Source organism: Actinosynnema sp. NPDC023658, assembly GCF_040639995.1.
GTDB lineage: Bacteria > Actinomycetota > Actinomycetes > Mycobacteriales > Pseudonocardiaceae > Actinosynnema.
In genome coordinates this window covers 1-10,763 of sequence record NZ_JBFAAX010000182.1, presented here as the reverse complement: position 1 = coordinate 10,763, position 10,763 = coordinate 1, and the positions used below count along the sequence as shown (strand labels likewise).

Genomic DNA, 10,763 nt, shown 5'->3' with positions numbered 1-10,763 from the left:
GCTCGGCCTGGCGGGTGGCGTCGCCGAAGCGGGACAGCCAGCGCGGTGAGTGCACGCCGAAGTCGGTGCCCGCCAGCGCGGCCATCCGGTCGGCCGCGTCCGGGTTGGACAGCACCAGCGCCTCGACGACCGCCGGGTCGGTCATCCGCCCGACGAGCCGCGCCCGCGCGACGAGCACGTCCCGCGCGAACGCGCCGGTGTCGTCGGGCGCGGGCAGCGCCGACTCGTCCACCCAGCTGAACGGGAACCCGGTCGAGCGCAGCCACAGCCAGGGGAAGAGCATCTACGGGGCTCCCGGACCGATCAGCGCGCCGAGCCGGACGAGCGTGGCCAGCAGCGCCGGGTCGTCCTCCGGCCCGGCGGCGCGGGGTGTGCGCAGCGACAGGACGAGCTCGGCGGCGTGGGCGGGCACGGCGACCACCCGTCGGCGCAGGTCCGGGGGGCTCAGGTAGACCAGGAACGTCTTCGGCCGGTCGGCGAACTCGACCGAGCCGGACCGCAGCATCCCCGACACGTCCAGCTCGGTCGTCACCGAGGTGACCACAGAGCTGGCGCGGTACATGCCCGCCAGGGGCGTGAAGTCCGGCGCGGTCCCGGAGGAGGAGATGGTGATCTCCACGGCAGCCAGCTCGATCGCCACCACGTCGGGCAGCCCGCGCAGACCGCTCGCCTCCGGGTGGGCGAGCAGGAAGTGCAGCACCTCGCGGCCGTACGTGTAGACGTACGGCCCGAAGTCCCGCCAGCCGACCGACTCCAGGAACTCGGCGCCCAGCGCGTCGAGGTCGACCTGGTGGGTGCGCATCAGCCGGTGGGTCAGCGGCGCCGCGGTCTCCAGGGCGTTGAAGAAGGAGCTGGCCATCCGGAACCGGAAGCTCTCGATGAAGAACCGGGTGCCCGCCGGGGTGGTGGCGTAGGCCTCGACCACCTCGCGCTCGGCCGGGCTGAGGCCCAGCTCGTCGGCGCGCTCGGCCACCGTGCCGGAGAACATGGCGTCCTGCACGGCGTCCTCGCGCATGACCCGCCGCCACGCGTGCCACACGGTCTGCGCGTCGAGCTCCACCGCCATCACGCCGCTCCCCTCGCCACGGCCGCCCTGGCCCACGCGGCCTTCGCCTTGTTCAGGTCGCGCACGATCATCGGCTCGTCGTCCTGGTCCAGCAGCCGGGTGCCCTCGTGGTGCATGCGGCCCTGGTACTCCAGGATCACCGCGCCGGGCTGGGCGCGGGCGAGCAGCCAGTCCAGCATCTCCCACACCGCGTCGGGCACCGGGTTGTCGTGCCAGTCGTGGTAGAGCCCCTGGTGCCAGCTGCCGCCGGCCAGGTGCACGGCCAGCACGCGGTCCAGCGGGATCGTGTCGAGGTACGCCCACGGGTCGAACCCCTTGAGGTTCAACGAGTTCGCGTAGACGTTGTGCAGGTCCAGGTGCAGGAACGTGCCGGACCGCTCGACCAGCTCGGCCATGAAGTCGGCCTCGCGCATGGTCGAACCCGGCGTGGCCAGGTAGTAGGTGGCGTTCTCGTGCGCGAGCGGCACCCCGTACAGCTCCTGGAGCTCACGCGCGCGTGCCGCGATCCGCCGCACCTCCGCCGGTGAGAACTGGACCGGGCTGCTCCAGATGTCGAGCCACGACTCGTCGCCGTAGAAGCTGTGGTTGGCCACCCACGGGCTGTCGATGGCCTTCGTCATCGGCACGTGGCGGCGCACCGCGGGCGTGCGGGACAGGTCACCGAACCCGAAGTCGCAGCCGTAGTTGGAGTGCGCGAGCAGCAGGTGCTCGCTCTTGAGCTCCATCAACCGCTCGTAGGCGCCCGGCTGGAAGATCGACGGGCCGTCCAGCGGCCCCATGAACGGGTCCAGCAGCACCTCGAACAGGTCGACCTCGAGCGAGTCGAACGGGAACCAGTCCAGGATCTCCGGGTTGTACTGGATCCCCACACCGACCGGGGCGGGCTTGTCCACGACAACTCCCCTCGCGCTTCCTCTGCATCACGTCTACGTCACCCAGGTGAGGCCGATCGACACCAGCAGCGCCCCACCCATCGCGACCTTGAACACCGTCAACCGGACCGCCGAGGTCAGCCAGCGCCTGAGCGCGGAGCCGAACAGCGTCCACGCGCTCACCGCCGGCACGCACACCACCGCGAACACCGCGCCGACGAGCAGCGCACCCACGATCGGCCGGTCCTCCAACCCGTAGGCGCCGATCGCGCCGATCGCCATCGTCCAGACCTTCGGGTTGATCCACTGCAACGCCGCGGCCTGCCACAGCGTGACCGGCCGGGCGTCGTCCGGCAGGGTCTGGCCCGGCGGTCCCATCCGCAGGATCTGCCAACCGAGCCAGCAGATGTAGAGCGTGGCCAGCACGTGCATCACCACGCGCAGCCGGGGCACCGCGTCCAGCACGCCACCCAGTCCGGCGCCCATCACCACGATCACCGACGGGATGCCGATGGCCACGCCGAGGGCCGCGGGCACGGCCGGGCGCAACCCGAACCGCGCCGCGACCGTCAGCAGCAGCAACGCGTTGGGACCGGGGGTGAAGGTCGCCGCGACGGCGAACAGCGCCAGGTACAGCGCCCACTCCGGGTCGATCAAGAGAAGTTCCTCCGTCTTCAGGCCAGCAGGCCGACTTCGACCAGGCGGTCGATCGTCTGCGGGCGCACCGAGGCGATGTCCCCGGTGTCGCGCACCCGGCCGAGCAGCGCCGCGGTGCGGTCGCTGATCCGGTACGCGATGGGCACGCGCACTTCCTGGTGGCCCGCCTTCACGGTGAAGGCGATCCACGTGGGCGACTCGCGCAGCTCACCGATGTCCAGCCGGGTGCGGCCCCGGTTCGACACGATGAAGCTCGACAGGTCGTAGCGCGCGTGCATGAGCTGCGCGTGGACCGAGAGGTCCACGCCGAGCCGCACCCCGGGCAGGCCCTCGATCGCGATCCGGCCCATCTGGGTCTCGTAGTGGATCAGCTCGCCCAGCTTGTCGACCAGGTGCGGCGCGTCGTCGCCCGCCAGCCGCGGCAGCAGCACGTCGAACGCGAACGACTCGAACAGCGCGCTGAGGTTGATCGCGCGCCAGCGGCCGTCGGGGGTGTTGCCGTCGTAGGAGGTTCCCATGACGCGCTCGCGGCCGGCCCACTCGACGAACTCGGTCACCAGGTCGCTGAAGCGCACGTCCGCGGCGGCCGGCAGGCCGAGCAGGCAGCGGATCGACGTGCCGTGGAAGTGGTAGAGGTCCGCGACGGCGAAGCCGAACGTCTCGGCCCACGCCATCCCGTCCAGGTCGAGCCACTTGGTCTCGTAGACCGCGTGGTTGGGTTCGCGGGCGTACTTGATGCCGTGCGCCTCGGCCTGCCGCTCGAACTCCGAGCCGGGCAGGATCGACAGCCGGAAGCACTGCATCCGGTGCGGCGCCAGGGAGAACGCGAAGTCGACCGACGTCTTGAACTGCTCGACGCCGTCACCGGGCAGGCCGTAGATGCAGTCGATCACGGCGGAGGACTGGAGCTTGGGCGTGAGCCGGTTCCAGGCCGCGCGGTACTTGTCCTCCTTGAACGGCCTGCGCATCAGGTCCGCCGCCTCCTGGGTGGCGCTCTGCATGCCGAACTCGACGGTGACCAGCGGGTTCAGCGTCACCAGCTCGTCCAGCACGGCGGCCAGGTGGTCGTCGATCAGCTCCAGCTTCAGCTCCAGCAGGAGGCTGAAGGGGCGCACCCGGCGGTCGCGCAGGTGGTCGTTGAGGATGCCGAGGATCTCCGCGGCGCGGGCCTTGCGCATGTTGAACGTGCCGTCGCAGAACATGATGTGCGACGGCTGGTGGCGCAGGATCGACTCCAGCTCCTCGCGCACCCGTTCCATCGGGTACTCGCGCACGCCCTTGGACTCGCCCCAGATGCAGAACGAGCACGCGTACGGGCAGCCGCGGGACGCCTCGTAGAGGAACGCGCCGCCGACGGGCAGCTCGGCGTCGCGCAGGTAGGGCGAGGGGATGTCGTCGAGGTGGTCGACCAGCTTGGCCTCACCGGTCTCGTGGTAGCCGAAGCCGGAGGGCAGCAGGCTGGTGCCGTCGAACCAGTGCACCTTGTCCGGGTCGTCCGGGGCCGCCCAGTAGGCCAGGCCGGGGATCTGGGAGATCCTCGGGTCACCGACGACGAAGTGGCGCAGCAGCCGCTGGAAGGTGATCTCGGCCTCGTTGACCACGCAGATGTCCACGCAGCGCTCGCGCTCGAAGACCTGCGGCACGTAGAACCCGCGGATCTGCTGCCCGCCGTAGACGACGGTGATGTGCGGCCAGACCTCCTTGATCGCCTGGGCCAGCTGGTTGACGAACTTGATGTTCCAGATGTAGCAGGAGAACCCGACCACGTCGAACTGGTTGTCGCGCACCCAGCCGAGCACGCGGAACAGCTCCTCCTTCTCCGCGATGCCGGTCTTGGGCGTCGCGGCGCAGTGCTGCTCGAAGGTGACGTGCTCGGCGACCAACTCGTCCAGCCGGGCGTAGTTGATCAGGTTCCAGAGCGCGAGGGACGTGTCGGCTTCCCAGTTGTAGGCCACCAGGCCCACCTTGACCGGGCGTGCCGCACCGGTGTCCACATCGGACTGCTCGGGCTCGGGGACGGTCTTCGGGACGATCGGAAGGTATTTCACGACGAGCACACCTCATCCCAGCCGGACGTCACGAACCGATCAGCCGAACACCTTGCTCTCGATCACCTCGATGTCGTCGAGGTCGAACTCCTCGATCCCGAGGTCGGCGGCCTCGACGTCCGCGGCGGGGGCCGACCCGTCCTGCGCGGTGGTGTCGTCGGCGTCGCGCACAGCTTCCTCGTTCATGACTATTCTCCCCCTCGAACCATTGGGTTGAACCATTCGGCGCACCGCGCCGACGCATCGAAATTGATTTCGACAATGGCCGCAGATTGACCGGCGAGGCCGAGCGTAGGTTGGCCCTCGCGAGCCTGTCAAGCAGGCCGGAGGCTGATATCCCCCAGCGATAAACTGGTCCATCCGAGTGAACTTCATCAGCCTCACATGCTGGGAAAACGCTCTTCAGAGACCGGATTTCCACATAGCTTCGACTATATGCATCAGCTATGGATGTTCACCGCCCCTGATACTTCGGAGACCGAAGTGCTATCTTCTCGGACGACACGCGGAGTTCCGCGAGGCGCGGTGTGGCGCTCCCCCGGTAAACGCGCGGTTGCCGACGCGGACAAGTCACGCGGAGAAGTGTTGCCGCGCTTTCCCGCGTTCTCCGCGACCGGGCGCCGGCCCGGACCACCCCGCCGCCGCGCTGGTGTCGATCTCCACCGCGCCTCCGCCGGGAGGCGGTCCGACTACTCCACCGCAGCGGAGACGGGTTCGGCGGAAGCCGGGTCCTGCGGGGTCGTGGTGAAGATGACGTCGACCCAGTAGTTGTCGCCGGTGCTGTCCCTCGGGAACGCCGGGTAGGCCTGGATGCGACCCCGCCTGCCGTTGGGCTCGGCGGGCGCGCTCAGCAGGGGCGTGGTGGTTCCGCCGGACCGGAAGTAGCCGGGTGTCTCGGAGTAGTTGCCCTGCGAGGTGCTGTACCACGCCAGGTAGGACGAGCCGGCCGTGACCGGCACGGGGGTGGTGAAGAGCTGCGTCTGCCACCCCGTCGTCGTCTCGTCGGTGAAGGAGCGGTGGGCGAGCTCGGTGCCGTCCGGCAGCGACAGCTGTGCGACGTGCTGACCGCCGTTGGCCGCCGACTTGTAGTATTTGACGCCCGTCACCAGCCCGTCGACGGCCGGGACGAACGTGACGCCGAGGCCCGCGCCGCCGTAGTAGGTCTGCTGGTACACCTGCGGTATCGCCGCTTCGCTGAACAGCGAGCACGGGCACGGCGGGTTGCCGGTGGTGTAGGACCAGGTGGTCGTGCTCGACGCGACGTTGCCGTAGAGGTCGCCCGCACGCGCGGTGGCGGTGTAGGTCGTGCCCCGGACCAGCGGCGCGGCCGGCGTCCAGACCAGCGTGCGGTCGGCGTCGGCGCGGGTGAGGGTGCCGCGCATGGGCACGCCGTGGGAGTCCTGCACCTGGAACGTCGAGTCGACCGCGCTCACCGGCTCGTCGTAGGTGGCGGTGAGCGGTTCGGACAGGCCGACGTCCGCGCCGCCGTCCGCGGGCGTGTGCCCGACGTGCACCGGCGGCGTGACGTCCTCGAACGGCGTGAGGTCGACGTCGACCCAGTAGTTCGTGGTCTCCCACGAGCGGTCGGGGAAGCCCCCGCCGGGGATGAACACGCCGGCCGCGCGGCCCTCCGCGGTGCTCAACGGCGACGAGATGACGGGGTTGCGGCGGTCGAAGTACTGCCGGTCGGCCGAGTAGTGCCCGTTGGGCGCGGTGTAGGAGGCGACGTAGGTGGTGTTGCGCGCGATGGCCACCGGCTCGGCGAAGGTGAGCGTCTGCCAGCCCGTTGCGGTCTCGTCGGTGAACGTGCCGGTCGCGAGCCGTTCACCGCCGGCGGTCCACAGCGAGCCGACGTGGATGCCGGTGTTGCCCTCGCCCTTGTAGAACCGGACGCCGTTGACCCAGCCGCCGCGCACCGCGGAGAACCGGACGCCCAGCTCGTAGGTCCCGCCGTCGTTGGCGGACGGGGTCGACGGGACGGTCGCCGCGCTGAACAGCGTGCACGGGCAGGTCGCCGGGGACCGGGTGGTGACGGGCCAGGTGGCGGTGGTGGCCAGGGTGTTGCCGTCGAGGTCGGCGGCGTCCACCCGGGCCGTGTAGCGGGTGCCGGGCTTGAGCGCGCCGTTCGGCGTCCACTCGAAGGTGCGCTGGTCGGTCGAAGCGGTCAGCGAACCGTGCAGCGACGCGAGGCCGCTGTCGAACAGGGTGACGGACAGCGACTGCGGGTCGACCGCCTCGCTGAACCCGAGCGTCAGCGTCGGCTCCAGCGGCACGTCCGCGGAGCCGTCGCCGGGGGTGTGGCTGACGAGGGTGGGCCGGGTGGTGTCACCGTTGACGCCGTTGCGGTAGACGACGTCGACCCAGTAGTGGAAGCAGCAGCTCTCCCGCCGCCTGGTCCAGCCCGTCTCCGTGGCCTTCAGGGTCGACGCCGAGGTGAACGGGTCGAGCTTGGCCGGCAGCAGCAGCGCCGCGTCCACCACGCCCGCCGTCTCGTCGCCGCACAGCTGCCCGGCCGTCCACGCCGCGCTGTCCAGCGCGTCCGTGGCCGCCGCCCACAGCATCCGCCGACCCAGCCGCACGGTCGGCCCGAACGCGCCCACGAACTGCGCGCTGTGCGCCGCGAACCGGGCCCTGAGCAGCGCCGCCAGCGCGGTCTCGTCGGCCACGGCGGTCGCCGCCGGGTGGTCGGCCGCCGGGTCGTCCGGCAGGCACGCGAACTCGTCGGCCAGCAGGGCCACGCCCACCACGTGCGGCCTGCCCTCGGGCGCCAGTCGCAGCGCCAGGTCCGCCGGCCGCAGCGACGGCACCCGCCGCGCGGTGTGGAACAGCAGCCCGCCCAGCACGCCGACGACGTTGAGGTACCAGCTCATGACGTACCCGGCGGTGGTGCGGTCGGGCGCCTCGCCGTACTGCTCGCGCAGCCACTCGGCCAACGCCTTGCGCCAGGTGTCGAACCGCTCCGGCCGGCCGAGGAACTCCGAGCACAGCACCCAGTCGCCCCGGTCGGCGGGCAGCCCCGACCGCACCTCGAAGCCCTCGTACAGCGAGACGCGCCCCAGGGACTCCGCGACGGGCGCCGCCACGACGTCGCACGTCGCCGTCCTCACCGGTACGGTCATGTCCAGAAGGTCCTCGTCGGTCGAGTGGGGTCGGGTCGAGTGGGTGGTTGTAGGTCAGCCTAACCTTACCGAGGTTCACCTAACCCGCGCCACGGCCGTGACCCCGGTCACCCCGTCCGTCGCCGAACGGTGGAATGTTCGCGTTGAGCGGACAACGCCCGAATCGTGGAATCCTGCTGGCAGATCACGCGTTGGTACCGATGTCAGAGATCCCCGAAGACGGCTGCCTGCGATCGGGAACTGAGAGTGTCGGGGCCGACGACTACAGTGGTCCTACGGTGCCGCGCTCTCCACGGTCAGCCAGACGGTCAGCCAGTGGTGAGCCCGAGGACCGCCGGCGCAGCAGTCAGGGAGTGCGAATGTTCGAAAGGTTCACCGACCGCGCGAGGCGGGTGGTTGTCCTGGCCCAAGAAGAGGCCCGGATGCTCAACCACAACTACATCGGCACCGAGCACATCCTCCTGGGGTTGATCCACGAGGGTGAAGGTGTCGCCGCCAAGGCGCTGGAGTCGTTGGGGATCGCGCTGGAGGGCGTCCGCCAGCAGGTCGAAGAGATCATCGGCCAGGGCCAGCAGGCCCCATCCGGCCACATCCCCTTCACCCCGCGCGCCAAGAAGGTGCTCGAGCTGTCGCTGCGCGAAGCGCTGCAGCTGGGGCACAACTACATCGGCACGGAACACATCCTGCTCGGCCTCATCCGCGAGGGCGAGGGCGTCGCCGCACAGGTGCTGGTCAAGCTGGGCGCGGACCTCAACCGGGTGCGCCAGCAGGTCCTCCAGCTCCTCTCCGGCTACTCCGGCGGCAAGGAACCCACCGAGTCCGGTGGCCGCGGTGAGGGCACCCCGTCGTCGTCCCTGGTCCTCGACCAGTTCGGGCGCAACCTGACCGCCAGCGCGCGGGAGGGCAAGCTCGACCCGGTGATCGGGCGCACCAAGGAGATCGAGCGGGTCATGCAGGTGCTGTCCCGCCGCACCAAGAACAACCCGGTCCTGATCGGTGAGCCCGGCGTGGGCAAGACCGCCGTGGTCGAGGGCTTGGCCCAGATGGTGGTCAAGGGCGAGGTGCCCGAGACGCTGAAGGACAAGCAGCTCTACACGCTCGACCTGGGTTCGCTGGTGGCGGGCTCGCGCTACCGCGGTGACTTCGAGGAGCGCCTCAAGAAGGTGCTCAAGGAGATCCGCACGCGCGGCGACATCATCCTGTTCATCGACGAGATCCACACCCTGGTGGGCGCCGGCGCCGCCGAGGGCGCGATCGACGCCGCGTCGATCCTCAAGCCCATGCTGGCCCGCGGTGAGCTCCAGACCATCGGCGCGACCACGCTCGACGAGTACCGCAAGTACGTCGAGAAGGACCCCGCCCTGGAGCGCCGGTTCCAGCCGATCCAGGTCGGTGAGCCGTCGCTGGAGCACACGATCGAGATCCTGAAGGGCCTGCGGGACCGGTACGAGGCGCACCACCGCGTCTCCATCACCGACTCCGCGCTGGTCGCGGCCGCCACGCTGGCCGACCGGTACATCAACGACCGCTTCCTGCCGGACAAGGCGATCGACCTGATCGACGAGGCGGGCGCGCGGATGCGCATCCGCCGGATGACCGCGCCGCCGGACCTGCGCGAGTTCGACGAGAAGATCGCGGACGTGCGTCGGGAGAAGGAGTCCGCGATCGACGCGCAGGACTTCGAGCGGGCCGCCAAGCTGCGCGACTCCGAGAAGACCCTGCTGGGCCAGAAGGCCGAGCGGGAGAAGCAGTGGAAGGACGGCGACCTCGACGTCGTCGCCGAGGTGGACGACGAGCAGATCGCGGAGGTGCTGGCGAACTGGACCGGCATCCCCGTGTTCAAGCTCACCGAGGAGGAGACCACGCGTCTGCTCCGCATGGAGGACGAGCTGCACAAGCGGATCATCGGCCAGGTCGACGCCGTCAAGGCCGTCAGCCAGGCGATCCGCCGCACGCGGGCCGGTCTGAAGGACCCGAAGCGCCCGTCGGGCTCGTTCATCTTCGCCGGCCCGTCTGGTGTGGGTAAGACCGAGCTGTCGAAGGCGCTGGCGAACTTCCTGTTCGGCGAGGACGACGCCCTCATCCAGATCGACATGGGCGAGTTCCACGACCGGTACACGGCGTCGCGCCTGTTCGGTGCCCCTCCCGGCTACGTCGGCTACGAAGAGGGCGGCCAGCTCACCGAGAAGGTGCGCCGCAAGCCGTTCTCCGTGGTGCTGTTCGACGAGATCGAGAAGGCGCACCAGGAGGTCTACAACACGCTGCTCCAGGTGTTGGAGGACGGCCGCCTGACCGACGGTCAGGGCCGGACGGTGGACTTCAAGAACACCGTCATCATCTTCACGTCCAACCTGGGCACGTCGGACATCAGCAAGGCCGTCGGCCTCGGCTTCACCTCGGGTCAGGACACCGCGTCCAACTACGAGCGCATGAAGAACAAGGTCAACGACGAGCTGAAGAAGCACTTCCGGCCCGAGTTCCTCAACCGCATCGACGACATCATCGTCTTCCACCAGCTCACGCAGGACGAGATCATCAAGATGGTGGACCTGATGATCGCCCGCGTCGAGACGCAGTTGAAGAACAAGGACATGGCGATCGAGCTCACGGATCGCGCGAAGAAGCTGCTGGCCAAGCGCGGGTTCGACCCCGTGCTGGGCGCCCGGCCGCTGCGTCGCACGATCCAGCGGGAGATCGAGGACCAGCTGTCGGAGAAGATCCTGTTCGGGGAGATCCAGCCCGGCCAGATCATCATCACCGACGTCGAGGGCTGGGACGTCGAGTCCGAGTCCGACGACAAGGCGAAGTTCACCTTCCGCGGTGAGCCGAAGCCGCTGCGGGTGCCCGACGCCCCGCCGGTCGACCTGGCCGCGTCCGCCGGTGACTCGGGCGGCGACTCGGACTCCGAGTCCGCCTGACGTCCGACGCCACGGCTGAGCACGCGAAGCGCCCCCCGGTCCGCCGGGGGGCGCTTCGCGTTGGCGGGGTCAGTGCAGGGTGC

7 protein-coding genes and 1 pseudogene are annotated in these 10,763 nt (G+C 69.7%); 1 reads left to right on the top strand and 7 read right to left on the bottom strand.

The genetic code is table 11. The features are described 5' to 3' along the window. The 7 genes and pseudogenes from AB0G02_RS19660 to AB0G02_RS19630 form a co-directional block, all read right to left on the bottom strand. Nucleotides 1–283 (bottom strand): annotated as a pseudogene (locus AB0G02_RS19660) (hypothetical protein); the annotation flags it as partial. Beyond that, complete coding sequence (locus tag AB0G02_RS19655; protein ID WP_360796225.1) at nt 284–1,066, bottom strand: hypothetical protein; 783 nt, start codon at nt 1,064–1,066, stop codon at nt 284–286. Next, the gene (locus tag AB0G02_RS19650; RefSeq protein ID WP_360796222.1) at nt 1,066–1,959 is read right to left on the bottom strand and encodes a DUF692 family multinuclear iron-containing protein; all 894 of its coding nucleotides are present in this window, start codon (nt 1,957–1,959) and stop codon (nt 1,066–1,068) included. The genes AB0G02_RS19655 and AB0G02_RS19650 overlap by 1 nt, the downstream gene beginning before the upstream one ends. A gap of 33 nt (nt 1,960–1,992) precedes the next feature. Next, complete coding sequence (locus AB0G02_RS19645) at nt 1,993–2,595, bottom strand: LysE family translocator (protein ID WP_360796219.1); 603 nt, start codon at nt 2,593–2,595, stop codon at nt 1,993–1,995. Between the two features lie 17 nt (nt 2,596–2,612). Beyond that, nucleotides 2,613–4,643, bottom strand: a complete 2,031-nt coding sequence (locus tag AB0G02_RS19640; RefSeq protein ID WP_360796216.1) for a radical SAM protein — start codon at nt 4,641–4,643, stop codon at nt 2,613–2,615. Between the two features lie 39 nt (nt 4,644–4,682). Further along, nucleotides 4,683–4,829, bottom strand: a complete 147-nt coding sequence (locus AB0G02_RS19635; RefSeq protein ID WP_360796213.1) for a TglA family RiPP precursor — start codon at nt 4,827–4,829, stop codon at nt 4,683–4,685. A gap of 503 nt (nt 4,830–5,332) precedes the next feature. Further along, the gene (locus AB0G02_RS19630; RefSeq protein ID WP_360796210.1) at nt 5,333–7,762 is read right to left on the bottom strand and encodes a DUF4082 domain-containing protein; all 2,430 of its coding nucleotides are present in this window, start codon (nt 7,760–7,762) and stop codon (nt 5,333–5,335) included. Nucleotides 7,763–8,121: 359 nt separating this feature from the next. On the opposite strand from AB0G02_RS19630, the gene AB0G02_RS19625 reads away from it, so the two are divergent. Beyond that, complete coding sequence (locus AB0G02_RS19625; protein ID WP_360796207.1) at nt 8,122–10,680, top strand: ATP-dependent Clp protease ATP-binding subunit; 2,559 nt, start codon at nt 8,122–8,124, stop codon at nt 10,678–10,680. The last annotated feature ends 83 nt before the right edge of the window (nt 10,681–10,763 follow it).